This window comes from Agrococcus jejuensis (assembly GCF_007679035.1).
Classification (GTDB): Bacteria; Actinomycetota; Actinomycetes; order Actinomycetales; family Microbacteriaceae; genus Agrococcus; species Agrococcus jejuensis_A.
In genome coordinates this window covers 85,237-102,447 of sequence record NZ_VEFR01000003.1, presented here as the reverse complement: position 1 = coordinate 102,447, position 17,211 = coordinate 85,237, and the positions used below count along the sequence as shown (strand labels likewise).

At 73.0% G+C, this 17,211-nt stretch carries 16 protein-coding genes; 2 read left to right on the top strand and 14 right to left on the bottom strand.

The window, feature by feature from the left end; all coding sequences use genetic code 11:
* Positions 1-69: 69 nt before the first annotated feature.
* Together FS793_RS10900 and serS are read right to left on the bottom strand one after the other, a co-directional pair.
* Entirely contained in the window at positions 70-885 is an 816-nt protein-coding gene (locus tag FS793_RS10900; protein WP_144720547.1) for an HAD-IIB family hydrolase, read from the bottom strand.
* Positions 882-2,144, bottom strand: a complete 1,263-nt coding sequence (gene serS, locus FS793_RS10895) for a serine--tRNA ligase (RefSeq protein ID WP_144720546.1) — start codon at positions 2,142-2,144, stop codon at positions 882-884. Before serS ends, FS793_RS10900 begins: the two co-directional genes overlap by 4 nt.
* A 22-nt stretch (positions 2,145-2,166) precedes the next feature.
* Here serS and FS793_RS10890 point away from each other — a divergent pair, with 22 nt between their 5' ends.
* Together FS793_RS10890 and FS793_RS10885 are read left to right on the top strand one after the other, a co-directional pair.
* Entirely contained in the window at positions 2,167-3,144 is a 978-nt protein-coding gene (locus FS793_RS10890; RefSeq protein WP_144720545.1) for a diacylglycerol/lipid kinase family protein, read from the top strand.
* Positions 3,145-3,148: 4 nt separating this feature from the next.
* On the top strand, positions 3,149-4,174 hold the full coding sequence (locus FS793_RS10885; RefSeq protein ID WP_144720544.1) for a zinc-binding dehydrogenase: 1,026 nt from the start codon (positions 3,149-3,151) through the stop codon (positions 4,172-4,174).
* Between the two features lie 7 nt (positions 4,175-4,181).
* On the opposite strand, the gene araA is transcribed toward FS793_RS10885, so the two are convergent.
* From araA to FS793_RS10825, 12 genes are all read right to left on the bottom strand, one after another.
* Positions 4,182-5,693 carry an L-arabinose isomerase gene (araA, locus tag FS793_RS10880; protein ID WP_144720543.1) on the bottom strand — a complete coding sequence of 504 codons (1,512 nt, stop codon included), beginning with the start codon at positions 5,691-5,693 and terminating at the stop codon, positions 4,182-4,184.
* 22 nt (positions 5,694-5,715) lie between these two features.
* Complete coding sequence (locus FS793_RS10875) at positions 5,716-6,387, bottom strand: L-ribulose-5-phosphate 4-epimerase (RefSeq protein ID WP_144720803.1); 672 nt, start codon at positions 6,385-6,387, stop codon at positions 5,716-5,718.
* A gap of 23 nt (positions 6,388-6,410) precedes the next feature.
* On the bottom strand, positions 6,411-8,012 hold the full coding sequence (locus FS793_RS10870) for an FGGY-family carbohydrate kinase (protein WP_144720542.1): 1,602 nt from the start codon (positions 8,010-8,012) through the stop codon (positions 6,411-6,413).
* Between the two features lie 16 nt (positions 8,013-8,028).
* Positions 8,029-9,075 carry an ABC transporter permease gene (locus FS793_RS10865; protein ID WP_144720541.1) on the bottom strand — a complete coding sequence of 349 codons (1,047 nt, stop codon included), beginning with the start codon at positions 9,073-9,075 and terminating at the stop codon, positions 8,029-8,031.
* On the bottom strand, positions 9,072-10,118 hold the full coding sequence (locus FS793_RS10860) for an ABC transporter permease (RefSeq protein ID WP_144720540.1): 1,047 nt from the start codon (positions 10,116-10,118) through the stop codon (positions 9,072-9,074). Before FS793_RS10860 ends, FS793_RS10865 begins: the two co-directional genes overlap by 4 nt.
* Complete coding sequence (locus FS793_RS10855; protein WP_440130460.1) at positions 10,115-11,659, bottom strand: sugar ABC transporter ATP-binding protein; 1,545 nt, start codon at positions 11,657-11,659, stop codon at positions 10,115-10,117. The genes FS793_RS10860 and FS793_RS10855 overlap by 4 nt, the downstream gene beginning before the upstream one ends.
* Before the next feature lie 71 nt (positions 11,660-11,730).
* The gene (locus FS793_RS10850; protein ID WP_144720538.1) at positions 11,731-12,720 is read right to left on the bottom strand and encodes an ABC transporter substrate-binding protein; all 990 of its coding nucleotides are present in this window, start codon (positions 12,718-12,720) and stop codon (positions 11,731-11,733) included.
* Between the two features lie 138 nt (positions 12,721-12,858).
* On the bottom strand, positions 12,859-13,860 hold the full coding sequence (locus tag FS793_RS10845) for a LacI family DNA-binding transcriptional regulator (RefSeq protein WP_144720537.1): 1,002 nt from the start codon (positions 13,858-13,860) through the stop codon (positions 12,859-12,861).
* Between the two features lie 56 nt (positions 13,861-13,916).
* Positions 13,917-14,861 (bottom strand): aldose 1-epimerase family protein, encoded by a 945-nt coding sequence (locus FS793_RS10840; RefSeq protein ID WP_144720536.1) that lies wholly within the window; start codon positions 14,859-14,861, stop codon positions 13,917-13,919.
* Between the two features lie 64 nt (positions 14,862-14,925).
* Positions 14,926-15,546: a hypothetical protein gene (locus tag FS793_RS10835; protein ID WP_144720535.1), complete on the bottom strand. Its 621-nt coding sequence runs from the start codon at positions 15,544-15,546 to the stop codon at positions 14,926-14,928.
* Entirely contained in the window at positions 15,543-16,364 is an 822-nt protein-coding gene (locus tag FS793_RS10830; protein ID WP_144720534.1) for an endonuclease/exonuclease/phosphatase family protein, read from the bottom strand. The genes FS793_RS10835 and FS793_RS10830 overlap by 4 nt, the downstream gene beginning before the upstream one ends.
* Positions 16,361-17,188 (bottom strand): glycosyltransferase family 2 protein, encoded by an 828-nt coding sequence (locus tag FS793_RS10825; RefSeq protein WP_144720533.1) that lies wholly within the window; start codon positions 17,186-17,188, stop codon positions 16,361-16,363. Before FS793_RS10825 ends, FS793_RS10830 begins: the two co-directional genes overlap by 4 nt.
* Between the last annotated feature and the right edge of the window lie 23 nt (positions 17,189-17,211).

The following is a 17,211-nucleotide window of genomic DNA, read 5'->3' as shown; positions in this document are numbered from 1 at the left end:
CGGCTATGAGCCTGCCCAGGATGCGGCGCGCCTGCATCCCGCAGGCTCGCGACGCGAGCGCGAGCACCCTCAGGCGGTGACGGAGCCGGCGGCCGCGAGCGGCTCGAGCACGTCGGCGAGGCCGTCGTCCTCGACGGATGCGGTGCGCTCGTTCGCGGCCGCGGCGACCTCGGCGGGTGCCTGCCCCATCGCGACGGCGCGGCCGCCGCCCGCGGCAGCCCACTCGAGCATGTCGATGTCGTTGCGACCGTCGCCGACCACGAGCACGCGGTCGCGCGGGATGCCCGTCGCATCCACGATCCGCTGCAGCCCCGTCGCCTTGTTGACGCCGTCGGGCGCGATGTCGAGCCACGACGAGAAGCCGATGGCGTACGACACCTTGTGCAGGCCCATGCCCTCGACGATCTCGAGGAAGTCCTCGACGTCGTGGTCGGGGCTCATGACGACGACGCGCATCGCGGGCTCCACGGTGAGGCCGTCGAACTCCACCTCCTCGGCGTGCTCGAGGTTCCAGTCGTCCATGCCGCGCGTGTAGCGGCGGAAGCCCGTCGCGTCCTCGACGAGGAAGCGCGCCTCGGGCAGCCCCTGCACGATGCGCTGCAGCGCGGGTGCGGCGTCGAAGACCTCGACGTGCTCCTGCACGTAGCGGTCGCCCTCGGCACGCAGCACGAGCGCGCCGTTCGCGACGACCATCCACTCGGGGTGGATGCCGACGCGCTCGGCGAGGCCGACCGTCGTCGACTGCGAGCGGCCGGTCGCGAGCACGACGAGGTGGCCCGCGTCGACGACGGCGCGCACGGCGTCGGCGACGCGCGCCGAGAGCGAGTCGTCCTCGCGCACGGTCGTGCCGTCGATGTCGAGCGCGACGAGCCAGCGGTCGGTCACGCGACCGGCTCCAGCACCTCGAGGCCGCCGAGGTACGGCCGCAGCCGCTCGGGCACGCGCACCGAGCCGTCGGGCTGCTGATGCGTCTCGAGGATGGCGACGAGCCAGCGCGTCGTCGCCGCGGTGCCGTTGAGGGTCGCGACGGGCGCGGTCCTGCCCGTCTCGGTGCGGTAGCGCGTGCCCAGGCGGCGGGCCTGGAACGTGGTGCAGTTCGACGTCGACGTGAGCTCGCGGTACGTGCCCTGCGAGGGCACCCACGCCTCGATGTCGAACTTGCGCGACGCCGACGAGCCGAGGTCGCCCGCGGCGACGTCGATGACGCGGTAGTCGAGCTCGCACGCCTGCAGCATGCGCTCCTGCAGCGCGCGCAGGCGGTCGTGCTCGGCCTCCGCCTGATCGGGCTTGACGTACGAGAACATCTCGAGCTTGTTGAACTGGTGCACGCGCAGGATGCCGCGGGTGTCGCGTCCAGCGGAGCCCGCCTCGCGGCGGTAGCAGGTCGACCAGCCGGCGTAGCGCAGCGGCTGCTCGACGTCGACGATCTCGTCGGCGTGGAAGCCGGCGAGCGCAACCTCGGACGTGCCGGTGAGGAAGAGGTCGTCGGCGGGCAGGTGGTACACCTCGGCGGCGTGCTCGCCGAGGAACCCGGTGCCCTGCATGACCTCGGGGCGCACGAGCGTGGGCGTCACGAGCGGCGTGAAGCCGTCGGCGAGCACCTCGTCGAGGCCCATGAGCATGATCGCGAGCTCGAGGCGCATGCCGATGCCCGACAGGAAGTAGAAGCGGCTGCCCGACACCTTCACGCCGCGCTGCAGGTCGAGCGCCTTGAGACCCTCGGCGAGCTCGACGTGGTCGCGTGCCGCGAAGTCGAACGTGCGCTCGGTGCCGTGCGTCGACAGCAGCGCGAAGTCCTGCTCGCCGCCTGCGGGGACGGAGGGGTGCACGAGGTTGCCGATGCGGCTCATGACGGCGTCGAGCGCCGACTCGGCCTCGCCGACGGCGGCCTGCGCTGCCTTCACCTGCTCGGAGGCCTGCTTCGCCTGCGCGATGAGCGCGGGGCGCTCCTCCTTCGACGCCTTGCCGACGAGCGACGCGTGCGCGTTCTGGGCAGCGCGCAGGCGCTCGAACTCGCCGATCGCCGCGCGACGCGAGGCGTCGGCGGCGAGGGCCTCGTCGACGACGTCGACGGAGTCGCCACGCACCTGCTGGCTGTGCCGTACCGACTCGGGCTGCTCACGCAAGAGGGAGGGGTCGATCACCCCTCCAGTCTAGGGTGAGCACATGCGTGCAGCCGTGGTCTACAACCCCGTGAAGGCTGATCGGCGCGCGCTCGAGAAGGCGATCGAGGGCGCGCAGCCCGACGACTGGGACGAGGCCGTCTGGTTCGAGACCGACGCCGACGACGACGGCCGCAAGGCGGTCGAGGCGGCGATCGCCGAGGGCGTCGACGTGGCGCTCGTCGCCGGCGGCGACGGCACGGTGCGCATGGCTGCGGAGCTGCTCGCCGGCACCGACATCGCCCTCGCCGTGCTGCCCTCGGGCACCGGCAACCTGCTCGCCCGCAACCTCGGCATCGACCTCACCTTCCTGCGCGCATCCGTCCGCACCGCCTACGACGGCAAGGACCGCCGCATCGACGTGGGCTGGGCCGAGTTCGAGCGCGAGGACGGCGCCAAGGCGAAGCACGCGTTCGTCGTCATCGCCGGCTTCGGCCTCGACGCCGCCATGGTGCAGAACACGGATGCCGAGCTGAAGAAGAAGGTCGGCTGGCTCGCCTACGTGGATGCGATCGTGAAGTCGGTGCAGCGCATCCAGCGCGTGCGCATGCGCTACCGCGTCGACGGCGGCCAGCAGCGCACCGTCGGCCTCAACACGCTCATGGTCGGCAACTGCGGCGCCCTCACCGGCAACGTCGTGCTGCTGCCCGACGCGAGGATCGACGACGGCCGGCTCGACGTCGCCATCCTGCGCCCGAAGGATGCGTTCGGCTGGCTGCAGGTGGTGAAGTACGTGACCGTGAACTCGGCGCTGCTCACGCGCGTGCTGCGACGCAAGAGGCTCATCGGCCCGCAGAAGGCGGTGCCGACGCTCGGCTACGGCCAGTGCGCCGAGTTCAAGGCACGGCTCGACGAGCCCATGCCCGTGCAGATCGACGGCGATCCGTACGGCGAGGCGATCGCAATGCGGTTCTCGATCCAGCCCGGCGCGCTGACCGTGAAGGCCCCGCAGCGCGTGTCGCTCGCGCGGCCCACCTCGTAGCCCCATGCGCGCGCTCGTCTACGAGCGGTTCGGCGGCCCCGTGGGCGTGCAGGACCTGCCCGACCCCGTCGCGCCCGACGGGGGCGTGGTCGTGCGCGTCGCCGCCTCGGGCCTGTGCCGCAGCGATCGGCACGCGTGGGCGGGTCACGACGACTCGGTGACGCTGCCGCACGTGCCCGGGCACGAGCTCGCAGGCACCATCGCCGAGGTCGGCGCGGGCGTGGTCGGCTGGCGCGTGGGCGACCGCGTGACGGTGCCGTTCGTGCACGGCTGCGGGACGTGCGCCTGGTGCCTCGCCGGCCACGCGCAGGTGTGCCCCGCCCAGACGCAGCCGGGCTTCACGCATCCCGGCTCGCACGCCGAGCTGGTCGCGGTGCGCGCTGCCGACGCCAACCTCGTGGCGCTTCCCGACGACATCGACGAGGCGTCGGCGGCGAGCCTGGGCTGCCGCTTCGCGACCGCCTTCCGCGCGCTGACGTCGCGCGCACGCGTGCAGCCGGGCGAGTGGGTCGCCGTCTGGGGTGCGGGCGGCGTGGGCCTCAGCGCCGTCATGATCGCGACGGCCCTCGGGGCCCGCGTCGTGGCGGTCGATCGCTCGACGACCGCCCTCGACCTCGCGCGCGAGCTGGGCGCGGAGGCGACGGTCGTCGCCGGCGACGACGCGGTGGCCGAGGTCGTCGCGCGCACGGACGGCGCCCACGTGTCGATCGACGCCGTCGGCAGTCCCGAGACCGCTTCGTCGAGCGTGCTGTCGCTGCGCCGCCTCGGCCGGCACGTGCAGGTGGGGCTGCTCGCTGGCGCGCCGCCGTCGCTGCCGCTCGGTCGCGTCATCGGCTGGGAGCTCGAGGTGCTCGGCAGCCACGGCATGTCGGCGCGCGACTACCCGCAGCTGCTCGAGCTCGTCGCCTCCGGTGCGCTGCAGCCGCAGCTCCTCGTGCGGCGCACGGTCGGCCTCGCCGAGGCCGCGACGCTCGTGGGCGCCGACGCCCCCGGCTCGGGCATCACGGTGCTCGATCCGCGGCTGCCGTAGCCCGCGCCTACATCGACGCCGCGAGGCGATGGTAGGCGGCGTTCCAGCGCAGCTCGCGCTGGAAGTCGCGCACCGTCGTGTCGGCGTCGATCGTGAGCAGCTCGGTGCGGGTCATCGTCGCGAAGTGCTCGAAGGCCTCGACCCCGACGGCGGTCGACAGCACCGTGTGATGCGCGCCACCCGCGGCGAGCCAGCACTCCGCCGACGTCGAGAACGACGGCCGCGGCGCCCACACGGCACGCGCGACCGGCAGGTGCGGCAGCGGCTCGGGCGCCGCCACGACGTCGACGACGTTCGCCGTGAGCCGGAACCGCTCGCGCATGTCGGCGAGCGAGACGACGACGGCGCCCTCGGTCGCATCCGCGTCGAACACCATCCGCACGGGATCCTCCTTGCCGCCGATGCCGAGCGGATGCACCTCGATGCGCGGCGTCGAGGTCGTGAGCGTCGGGCAGATCTCGAGCATGTGGGCGCCGAGGATGAGCTCGCTGCCGGGCGTGAGGTCGTAGGTGTAGTCCTCCATGAGGGAGGCGCCGCCGGGCAGGCCGTCCCCCATGACCTTCGCCGCGCGCACGAGCAGCGCCGTCTTCCAGTCGCCCTCGGCGCCGAACCCGAAGCCGCGCTCCATGAGCCGCTGCACCGCGAGGCCCGGCAGCTGCCGGAGCGCCCCGAGGTCCTCGAAGTTCGTCGTGAACGCCGTCGCGCCCACGTCGCCGAGCAGCCGCAGCAGCGCGACCTCCTGCGCCGCCGCGACCCGCAGCGACTCGTGCCGCTCGGCCCCTGCACGCAGCTCGGGCGCGAGCTCGTAGCGCTCGTCGTACTCGGCGACGACGGCGTCGACGTCGCCCTCGTCGACCTCGGCCACCGCGGCGACGAGGTCGTTGACGCCCCACGTGCTCACCGTGACGCCGAAGTGCGCCTCGGCCTCGGTCTTGTCGCCCTCGGTCACGGCGACGTCGCGCATGTTGTCGCCGAACCGGGCGATGCGCATCGATCGGGTCGCGACGACCCCGGCGCTCGCCCGCACCCACGTCGCGACGCGCGCGACGACGGCCGGATCGGAGACGTGACCGGCGATCGTCGCGCGCGGGATGCCGAGCCGAGACGCCATGTACGCGTACTCGCGGTCGCCGTGCGCGGCCTGGTTGAGGTTCATGAAGTCGAAGTCGATGGTGCTCCACGGCAGCGCGACGTTCGCCTGCGTGTGCAGGTGCAGCAGCGGCTTGTCGAGCGCGTTGAGGCCTGCGATCCACATCTTCGCGGGGCTGAAGGTGTGCATCCACGTGATGACGCCCACGACGTCGTCGTTCGCGTTGGCGTCGAGCATGGCGCGGCGGATGCCGTCCTTGCTCGTGAGCACCGGCTTCCACACGACGCGGGCCGGGATGCTGGGGTCGTCGCCGAGCCGCTCGGCGATCGCGCGCGACTGCGTCGCGACCTGCTCGAGCGTCTCGGGGCCGTAGAGGTGCTGGCTGCCGGTGAGGAACCAGACCTCGCGGTCGGGGTGGGCGGTCGTCATGGTGTGGGCCTCTCTGCCGACGTCATCGTTGGCCGTAGACGTGCTGGTAGCGCGCGTGCAGGGATGCGATCGCATCCGGGTCGATGGGGATGGGGTCGCCGAGCTCGCGTGCGACGTGGACGGTGCGCGCGACCTCCTCGAGCAGCACGGCGGCCTTGACGGCCGCGCGGGCGGAGCCGCCGATCGTGAAGGGTCCGTGGCTCTGCATGAGCACGGCGGGGCTCGGCGAGGACTCGAGGGTCTCGACGATGCCGCGTCCGATCGAGTCGTCTCCGATGACCGCGAAGGGCCCGACGGGCACGGGGCCGCCGAACTCGTCGGCCATCATCGTCAGCACGCACGGGATGGGCTCGCCACGCGCCGCCCATGCCGTCGCGTACGTGGAGTGCGTGTGCACGACGCCGCCGACGTGCGGCATGTGGCGGTACACGTAGGCGTGCGCGGCGGTGTCGGACGAGGGTGCGAGCGCACCGTCGACCAGGCGGCCGTCGAGGTCGCACACGACGACGTCGGCGGGCGAGAGGTCGTCGTAGGAGATGCCGGACGGCTTGATGACGAGGAGGTCGTCGGCGCCGTCGACGCCGCGCACGCGCGCCGAGACGTTGCCGGCGGTCCAGGCCACGAGCCCCCAGCGGGGCAGCTCGGCGTGCAGGGCCGCGACGTCGACGCGAGCGGCGTCGATCGCGACGCGCATCGCCTCGGGCAGCGTCGCGACGCTCACGCGACGACCTCGGGCGCGAGGCGCGCGAGCGGCAGCGCGGCGCGCCACCGGTCGGCGTACGCGCGCGACTCGGCGACGAGCGCGGGGTCGGCTGCGACGACGGTGCCCGCATCGATGCCGGACCGCTGCTGCAGCCACGTGCGCAGCGGGCGCTCCTCGCCCTCGACGCGCGCGAGCCGGTAGGCCGCGAGCAGCGCCATGCCCCAGGCGCCACCCTCGCCGGCGCTCGCGGAGACGCGCACGGGCGCCTCGAGCGAGGCGGCGAGCATGCGCTGCGCGATGCCCGTGGTTCGGAAGAGGCCGCCGTGGGCGACGAGCTCGTCGACGCGGACGCCGTGCTCGCGCAGCACCTGCATGCCCTGCTGCAGCGTCGCGAACGCGCTGAGCAGCTGCGCGCGCACGAATCCGCCGAGCGTGAGGGTCGTGCCGGCAGCGCGGACGACGATGGGCCGCCCGTCCTGCAGGCCGAGCGCGTGCTCGCCCGCGACGAAGTTGTAGGCGACGATGCCCTCCGACGTGGCGTCGTTGGCCGCGGACAGCATGGCGGCGAACGTCTCGTCGGGCTCCATGCGGTGGCCGCTGGCCTCCGAGAGCTCGCCGAGGAGGGTCGCCCACGCGCCGAGCTCGCTCACGCCGTTGTTGCAGTGCACCATCGCCACCGGTGCGCCCTCCGGGGTCGCGACGACGTCGACGTCGGGCAGGGTGGGGGCCTCGCCGTCGACGACGACCATCGCGAAGATGCTCGTGCCGACGCTGACGTTGCCGGTGCCCGGCTCGAGTGCACGCGTCGCCACCATGCCGGTGCCCGCATCCCCCTCCGGCGGGCAGAGCGCGGCACCCGGCAGCAGTCGACCCGTCGGGTCGAGCAGCGCTGCGCCCGCGTCGCTCAGCGTGCCTGCGTCCTCGCCGACCGGTCGGATCGACGGCAGCAGCTCGCGCACGCGCAGGTCGGTCGCGCCGTGCTCGGCGGCGAGCCGGTCGAACGCGTCGAGCACCGCGCCGTCGTAGTCGGAGCCGTCGGCGAGCAGCGGGAACATGCCGGAGGCGTCGTCGGCGCCGAGCACCGGGTGCCCTCCGAGCAGCACGTGGACGTGGCCTGCGAGCGTCGTGATGCGCGCGAGGCGCGCGAGATGCTCCTCGCGGTCGAGCACGACCTGCAGCAGATGCGAGGCCGACCAGCGCAGCGGCATCGAGCGTCCGAGCGTCGAGCCGAGGAGCGTCGCGGCGGCACCCGTCGTCGAGTTGCGCCACGTGCGGAAGGGCACGAGCAGCGCGTCGTCGGCGTCGAAGGCGAGGTAGCCGTGCATCATCGCCGAGACGCCGACGGCACCGAGCGATGCGGGCGCGACGCCCCACGCACGCGTGCTGTCGAGCACGAGCGCGGCGTACGCGGCCGCGAGTCCCGTCGCGACGTCGTCGAGCGAGTAGGTCCAGTGGCCGTCCTCGAGCCGGTCGGACCAGCCGTGGGCGCCGGTGGCGAGGATGGTGCCCTCGGCGTCGACGAGCACCGCCTTGATGCGCGTCGAGCCGAGCTCGATGCCGAGGCTCGTGCTGCCGTCCTGGATCGCCGAGCGTGCGGCGTCGCGGTCGCGAGTCATGGTGAGACCTCCTGGGTCATCGGCGCCGTCGGACGACGGCACGCTGGAGCATCACGAAGACGAAGAGGATGCCGCCGGTGATGATGGTCGTCATCTCGGGCGGCACGCCGCCGTCCCGAGTGATGAGCACGGTCATGAGACCGAGCACGAGGGCGCCGATCACGGAGCCGACCACGTAGCCGTAGCCGCCGGTCAGCAGCGTGCCGCCGATGACGACGGCCGCGATGGCGGTGAGCTCCCACCCCATGCCCGTGATGTTCTGCGCCGTGCCGAGGCGGGCCGTGTAGACGACGGCCGCGACGCCGGCGAGCGTGCCGCTGATGACGTAGATCGCGAGCTTCGTGCGCGGCACCCGCAGCCCCATGAGCGCCGCGGACGACTCGGAGCCGCCGATGGCGTACACGGTGCGACCGAATCGGGTGCGCTGCAGCACGATCGCCGCGACGACGACGACGACCACGGCGACCACGAGGCCCGCGGAGGCCATGAGGTCGTTGACCCGAGGCCCATCGATGAGCTTCCACGGCTCGCCGAGGAGCCGGAAGGACGAGTCGTCCGGCAGCCGCTGCGGCGTCGTCGACAGCATCGAGGCGAGCCCGCGGGCGAGGAACATCATCGCGAGCGTCGCGATGAAGGGCTGCACGCCGAAGTGCTGCACGAGCACGCCGGACGCGGTGCCGAACGCGGTGCCGATCCCGATCATCGCCGCGATGGCGAGCGGGGTCGGCCAGCCGGCGCCGACGAGCATGACGCCCGCCACGCTGCTGACCGCGATCACGGCGCCGACCGACAGGTCGATGCCGCCCGCGAGGATCACGAACGAGAGCCCGACCGCGAGGATCACGAAGTGCGCGTTGTTGATGAGCAGGTTCGACAGCGTGCTCGCCTGCAGCACCTGGCCGTAGGCGACCTCGCCGTAGACGAGCATGACGGCGAGGATGATGCCGGCCGCCCCCGTGGGCAGCGTGCGCACGTCGATGCCGCGCCTCCGCGCCCGTTCGATGGCACGCCGGTGCCATGGCGGCTTGGGTGCGGCGTGGGGGCGCTCGATCGTGGTGGTCATGCCGTGACCTCTCGTCGGGGTGCGCGCAGTCGCACGCGGGAGAGGCGCTCGCGGATCGTCGCCGACTGCAGGAGGCAGAGGGCGACGATGACGACGGCCTTGAAGGCGGGGGTCGCGGCCGAGGAGACGCCGAGGAAGACGACGGTCTTGTCGAGCGTCGCGATGAGCAGGGCGCCGATCGCGGCGCCTGCGAGCGAGAAGCGGCCGCCGGTGAGGGCGGTGCCGCCGACGACGACGGCGAGGATCGCGTCGAGCTCGAGCAGGAGCCCGGTGTTCGACACGTCGACGGTCATGACGCTGCCGGTCGCGAAGACGCCGGCGACGCCGCCGAGCACGCCCGAGATGACGTAGACGGCGACGAGCAGCGATCGCCGGTCGACGCCAGCCATGCGCGACGCCTTCGGGTCGATGCCGATGGACTCGATGAGCATGCCGAGCGCCGTGGTGCGCACGAGCACGACGACCACCACGAGGATCGCGAGCGCGATGAGGAAGACCACGGGGGCGCCGAGCACCGTGCCGTTCGCGATCCACCGGAACGCCTCGTTCGATGCCGACGTGTTCTGCCCCTCGGTGATGACCTTCGCGAGACCGCGGCCGGCGAGCATCGTGACGAGCGTCGTGATGAAGGGCTGCAGGCCCACGAACGCGACGAGCACGCCGTTGATCGCGCCGAGGACGGCGGTGATGAGCAGCGCCACGCCGAGCGCGGCCATGGCGGAGCCGACCGATCCGTCGCCGGCCTGCAGCATCTCCATCGAGACGGCGCCGCCGATGACCATCGCCGATCCGACCGACAGGTCGATGCCTCCGGTCGCGACGACGAGCGTCATCCCGAGCGCGATCATGAGCAGCGGCGCTGCCGTGCGGAGGATGTCGATCGGGTTGCCCGTGAGCCTGCCGGACGCGGCGAGCTCGACGCCCAGGTACCCGGGATCGCGGAGGCTGTTGATGGCCAGCAGCACCACGATCGCGACGAGTCCCCAGACGAGTGGCGTGGAGGCGAGCGCGCCGAGGCGCTCGCGCGTGGTCGTGGCGGTCATGCCGCCTCCTCCTGGGTGTCTGCGTCCGCGATGCGCGCGACGATCGTCTCCGAGGTGACGTCCGGGCCGTTCTCGAGCGTCGCGATCACGGCGTGGTCCTTGAGCACGACGATGCGGTCCGACAGGCGCACGACCTCGTCGAGCTCGGAGGAGATGAAGATCACGGCGACGCCTCGGGAGGCGAGCTCGAGCACGGCCGCCTGGATGTCCGCCTTCGCGCCGACGTCGATGCCGCGGGTCGGCTCGTCGAGGATGACGATCTCCGGGTCGGTCGCGAGCCACCGACCGAGCAGCACCTTCTGCTGGTTGCCGCCGGAGAGGGTGCCGATGCGACGCTCGGGTTGCGCGGGACGCACGTCGAAGCGGGCGATGCAGTCGTCGACGAGCGTGCGCTGCTGCGAGGTCGCGATGCGACGCAGCCAGCCGCGCTTGGCCTGCACGGCGAGCACGACGTTCTCGCGCACGGTGAGGTCCCGGATGATGCCCTCGTCGCGACGGTTCTCGCTCGAGAAGACGATGCGGTGCCGCAGCGCGGCCGCCGGGCTCGTGAGCGCGACCGGTCGGCCATGGAGCTCGATCGTGCCGGCGTCGAGCCGGTCGGCGCCGTAGAGCAGGCGTGCGAGCTCGGTGCGGCCGGAGCCGAGGAGCCCCGCGAAGCCCAGCACCTCGCCGGCATGCAGCTCGAGGTCGGTGGGGACGATCGCCCCTCGCCTCGCGATGCCGCGGGCGCGCAGCAGCGGCTCCGCGTCGACCTCGCGCGGCGCGGCCTCGCGCTTCTGCGCGATGGCGTCGAGCGTGTCGGCGTCCTTGCCGATCATGAGCGAGATGAGCGCCGAGCGATCGATCTCGTCGATCGCGAACTCGCCCTGGTGCCTGCCGTTGCGCAGCACGGTGAGGCGGTCGCTGATCTCGTACACCTGCTCGAGGAAGTGGGACACGAAGAGGATGGCGACGCCTCGGTCGCGCAGGTCGCGCATGACGGCGAAGAGCCGGGCGACCTCGTTGGCGTCGAGGCTGGAGGTGGGCTCGTCGAGGATGAGGACCTTCGCGTTGGCGACGATGGCCCTGCTGATGGCGACGAGCTGCTGCACGGCGAGCGAGAGCGTCGAGAGCGACTGCCTGGTGTCGAGGTCGCCGAGGCCGAGCGCCTCGAGCGCCTCGCTGGCCCGGGCGTGCAGCCGCCGCCAGTCGATGCCGAGCCTGGTGCGCGGCTCCTGCCCCAGCATGACGTTCTCGCCGATGCTGAGGTTCTCGCAGAGGTTGACCTCCTGGTAGACGGTCGAGATGCCCGCCGCCTGCGCCGACGCCGTGCCGTCGAGGCGCACGGGCTCCCCGGCGACGATCAGCTCGCCCTCCTGGAAGCGGTAGACGCCGGTGAGGGCCTTGATGAGCGTCGACTTCCCCGCGCCGTTCTCGCCCATGAGGGTGTGGACCTCGCCCGGCAGCAGTCGCAGGTCGACGCCGTCGAGCGCCTTCACGCCGGGGAACTCGATCGTGATGCCGCGCATCTCGACGATCGGGGGTCGTGGCTCCATCGCCATCGCCTCTCGTGTGGTGGGTCCGGGCGGCCGGCGGGTGTCGCTTCCCACCGGCCGCCCGGGTCCTGGTGTGCCTAGAACTGGCGGTCGGGCAGTGCTGCCTCGGCAGCCTCGGGCGAGTCGAACGTCTCGCTCGGCACGATGATGTACGAGTCGACCTCGCCACCGTCGAGCACGGTCTCGACCGCCTCGAGGGCCGTCTCGCCGAAGAGCGGGTTGTACTCGGCGACGAAGCTCAGCTGGCCGGCGGCGAGCGCCTCGAGCGCCGGGCGGGTGCCGTCGATGGTCGCGATCTGCACGTCGACGCCCGGGGTCAGGCCCGCGGCCTCGACCGCCTGCACGGCACCGAGTCCCATCTCGTCGTTCTGCGCGAAGACGAACTGCACGTCGTTGTCGTTGGCCTGCAGCACCGTCTCCATGACGCTGCGCGCCTCCTCCGTCGACCAGTTCGCGGTCTGCGCGCCGAGGCTGACGAACGCGTCCTCCTCGCCGATGACCGACTGGAAGCCCTCGTTGCGCTCGTTGACGACCGAGACGCCGGCCGGGCCCTCGAGCACGAAGTAGTTGGCGCCCTCGGGGAACGCCGACACCGCCCACTCCGCGACGCTCTCGCTCACGACCATGTTGTCGGGGGCGATGCGGGTCGCGTAGAGGCTGTCGTCGTTCGGCTCGATGCCGCGGTCGATGAGGATGACGGGGATCTCCGCCTCCTGCGCCCGCTCGAGCGACGCCTCCCAGCCGCTGCCCTCGGTGGCCGAGAGCAGGATGACGTCGACGCCCTCGTCGACGAACGACGTGAAGGCGTCGATCTGCGACTGCTGGTCGAGGTTGGTGGCCGGCGCGTACCGCAGGTCGTAGCCGGCGTCCTCCGTGAACGTGTCCTGGATGTTGGCCTCGTTGGCCTCGCGCCATGCGCCCTCCGGGCCGACGGCGACGAAGCCGACGGTCACGAGGTCGCCCTCGGCGCCTCCGCCGTCGCCACCCGCGCTGCAGCCCGCGAGGCCGATGCCTCCGAACACCACTGCGGCCGTCGCGACCGCCCTGACGATGTGCTTCTTGAACATGGTCGCTCTCCCTTGAGGAACCGCAGGGGAAGGGCTGACCGCCCCTCTCGTATCCACGATGTTACCGATAACATCGCGGAACGCAAGTCACGATCGCATCACGCATCCCCCAGCGCCTGGACCGGCGGGGCTGCGCCGTCAGCGCGACGGCGTCGCGGTGGAGTCGCGCACGGTGAGCGACGCGGGGATCGTCGCGATGCGCGGTCGCGCCTCTCCTGCCATCACGGCCACGAGCGTCTCGATGGCGCGCTGGCCGAGCGCCGAGAAGTCCTGCCGCACCGTCGTGAGCGGGGGTCGATAGTGCGCGACGTCCGCGAGGTCGTCGAACCCCACGACGCTCACGTCGCCCGGCACGTCGATGCCGCGGTCGGCGAGGGCGTGGATGAGCCCGAGGGCCATCTGGTCGTTCGCGGCGAACACCGCGGTCGTCGCGGGGTCGAGCGCGGCACCGAGCGCGTAGCCCGAGTCCGCCGTCCAGTCCCCGACGAGCACCTCGACCGGCTCCCCGACGGCCTCCATCGCCGCGCGGTAGCCGTCGAGGCGTGCACGCGCGTCCAGCCAGTCGCCGGGGCCCGCGAGATGCGCGATGCGGCGGTGCCCGAGCCCGAGGAGATGCTCCATCGCGAGACGGGCGCCGCCCGCCTGGTCGACCGCGACGGCGTGGTGCCCGTCGTCCGGGCTCGGCGTCACGACGAGCGTCGGGATGCCGCGGTCGAGCTCGCGCAGCATCGAGAGCGACGAGGCGCGCGGAGCGATGACGCAGAGGCCATCGACGCCCTGCGCGCTCAGATGCTGCAGCGCCGCGCGCGCTCCCGTGCGGCCGTCCGTGCCGACCGTGACGGTCGAGACGCGGTAGCCGGAGACGAGGGCCGCCTGCTCGACGCCGAGCATGGTGTTCGCCGGGCCGACCTGTCCGGGGCTGTCGATGATGACGCCGATGCGATCCGTGCGCCTGCTCGCGAGCGCTCGTGCATCGCTGTTCGGGCGGTAGTCGAGCTCCTCCATCGCGGCGCGCACCCGTTGACGCGTGTCGTCGCGCAGGCTCGGATGGTCGTTGATGACGCGCGAGACCGTCATGTGCGAGACGCCCGCGAGAGCCGCGACGTCGCGGATGTTCGGCCGTGGACGCTTGGGCGTCATGCGTTCGCCTCCGGGATCGACGGGAGTCTGCGATCGACGGTAGCGCGCCTCATCCCTCACGCGGCGGCGATCGTCCAGGAGGCCTCGTGCACGGCGCCGGGCTCGAGCGTCACGAGCCCTGCCTCGTACCCGAGGAGATCCTCGTCGAGCGCGCCCGGCGCGCATGTCATCGGCTCGACCGCGAGGCCTGCGCGGTGCCCGATCGCGCGATCGGCACCCGGCAGGTCGGCGGTGTGGATCTGCACCCACGGGCACGCGGCATCCCAGCGCACCTCCACGCCCGTGCCCGCAGGATCGCGCACGACGACGGCGGCCATGCCCGCGTCGTCTCGGGCGAGCCCGGTGAAGGCATGGTCGATCCGCACGTCGCCGAGCACGCGCGCGCGACGGAAGTCGAAGCGCTCGGCGTCGACGGAGACGTCCTCGAGCGCCACCGGCACGAGTCGATCGTCGGTGACGGTCTGCACGGCGCTCGCGGGCAGCTCGAGCGTCCAGGCCTCGAGCGGCGACGGGCCGGCGACGACGTAGGGGTGCGGACCCGTGCCCCACGGCGCTCGTCGGTCGTCGAGGCTCTCGACCCGCACGTGCTGCGTGACCCCCCGGGCCGTGAGCGCGTACGTCGTGCGCACGTCCAGCCGCCACGGGTAGCCGTCGGACGGCTCGATCTCGAGGGCGAGCTCGACGCTCGTCGCATCGCTGCCGACGACGCGCCAGTCCCGCCACGTGGCGAGCCCGTGGAGGGCGTGACCGCGCGAGGGCTCGGTGAGGGCCAGCTGACGCTCGACGCCGCCGAAGCGGTACCGGCCGTCGATGACGCGATTCGGCCACGGCGCGAGCGTCGCACCTCGGAACCCGGGTCGGATCGCGTCGGCAGCGAAGGGCACCACGAGGTCGCGCCCGTCCGTGCGCAACGATCGCAGCGAGGCTCCGATCGATGCGATCGAGACCATCGTGCCGTCCGACCGGAGATCGATCCTCGTGCCCGATCGGGGCGTGCGCATCCTCGGGTCCACCGCGCCTCCTTGCAACGTGATACCGCTCACATGAGCATAGGACCTCGCTGCGTCAGCGCGCGTCGCGGTCGGGACGAGCCCGCTCGACGCGCACGAGCCCGGCGACGACGCCACCGAGCAGCGCGCCGACGCCACCTGCGACGATGTCGCCGATCGTGTCGTCGTAGGCGACGAAGATCTGCGAGTCGACGAGCGTGTGCCCCACCCACTCCGTGACCTCCCAGACCGCCGCGAGCGCGAGGCCGACGGTGGTCGCGACCACGATCGGCACCCAGGTGGGCGACGCGCGCGGCGAGGCGACGACGCCGGCGCGGGCGAGCACGACGAGCGCGACGACCGCGACGACGCCGGTGCACACGACGTGCACCGCCACGTCCCACCACGCGATGCTCGTGTACACGTCGAGCACCCCGCTCCAGGCGGCGACGAGCACGACGATGCCGAACCCGGCGTCGAGCCCGCCGCGCAGCCCCAGCATGCGCGGCAGCAGGCACGCGGATGCGGCGAGCAGCAGCACGGCGGCGTCGGTGGCCGCTCCGGTCACGCCCGCGACGACGATGCTGACGACGCCAGCGATGCGCACGACGTCGGCGAGCACCTCCCACGCCGTCGCAGGTCGCCGCAGCAGATCGGTGCGGAACCGCTCGCCAGGGCGTTCGTGGTCAGCGGTCATCCGACCGCACCGTCGAGGTGCACGAGCGCGTGGACGCCGAGGTGGTCGGAGGGCCAGCCGCCAACGAACGCTCGAGGGTCGATCGCGATGCGATGCACGTCGACGCCCGGTCCGACGAGGATCCAGTCGAGCCGTCTGCCGCCCTCGCGTGGCGAGCGGTACGCCGGCCGCGTCGCCCACTGGGGCGTCGTGCGCTCGTCGGCGACGTCCCACGCATCGCGCAGCAGGTCGTCGGCGAGCAACGCGTCGAGGGTGCGCGACCGCTCGCCCGCGTTGAGGTCGCCGAGCACGATGGCAGGCATGTCGCGCGCGGCGACGACGTCGCGGATCGCCGCGGCCGACCGCACCCGCGCACGCTGCGACGTCAGCGACAGATGGGTCGAGACGGCGAGCAGCGGAGCCCCGCTGACGCGGTCGCGCAGCTCGGCGGCGACGAGCACGCGCGGCAGCACGTTCCCCCACGAGCGCGAGCCCGGGCGGTCCGGCTCGTCCGACAGGGACTGCTGCCACCAGTCGAGCACCTCGACGCGCGACTCGTCGACGACGAGCAGGCACGCCTCGTCGTCGCCGCGCGCGTCGCGGCCGCGGCCGAGCACGCGATGCCCGGGGCCGAGGGCGTCGCGCACGAACGTCGCCTGGTCCGGCATCGCCTCCTGTACCGCGAGCACGTGCGGCCGCTCGGCGCGCAGCGCCGCGCGCAGCCGCGGCGCCCGCTCCCGCCACCGGTCGGCGGGGCGCATCGCGGGCGTGCGCCTGCGGATGTTCCAGGTCGCGACGTGCAGCGCCCGCTCGTCGGCGTCGCCGAGGATCGAGGTCATGCGCGCCCCTGCCCGCGCGCGACGCGCGGGGCGGCGCTCGCCGCCTCGAGCGCGGCGGTCGCCCTGCGCGCCCATCGGTGGGGCGGGAAGTCGACCGGCCAGTGCACCGCGACGGTGCGCAGCCCGCGCACGAGGCGTCGCGTGAGCCCGCGCCCGGTGCCGAACGGCCGCATCGACATGCCCATGCCCGCTGCCGTGCTCCAGCGGATGCCGTCGCGTTCGCCGAGGTGGAAGGCGAGGTCGAGGTCGTCGTGCAGCTCGGGGTCGTCGCGGTGCACGTGCGGGCTGGCCGCGAGCCACGCATCCCTGCGCATCGCCATGTTGGAGCCGAAGAGCGGTGGATGCCCGAGCGCGGCGCTCGCGAGCACGACGTAGGTGCCCAGGTAGAGCGCGGCGAGCGGGCGGCGCAGCGCCCGAGGGCCGTCGACGAACGTCGCGCGGCCCGACACGGCGGCCGCGCGGGGATCGGCGGCGAGCAGCGCGAGCATGCGCGCGACCCACGCCCGATCGGGTCTGCAGTCGGCGTCGAGGCGCAGGATCACGTCGCCCGTCGCGGCGTCGTAGCCGCGGGCGGCCGCAGCCGGGATGCCGGGAGCGTCGCACGGCACGACGACCGCGCCGGCCGCTCGCGCGACCGCGGCGGAGTCGTCGGTCGATCCGTTGTCGACGACGACGATCTCGTGCACCGTCGCGGACTGCTGGGCGAGCGCGCGCAGGCATGCCGCGAGATGGGGCGCGTCGTCCTTCACCGGCACGACGACGCTCACGCGCGGCCCGGTCGCATCGGCGATCCCGCCCGCAGGATCGGAGCCGAGCACCGCCATCGCTCCCCCTCCCGCGCGCCTCC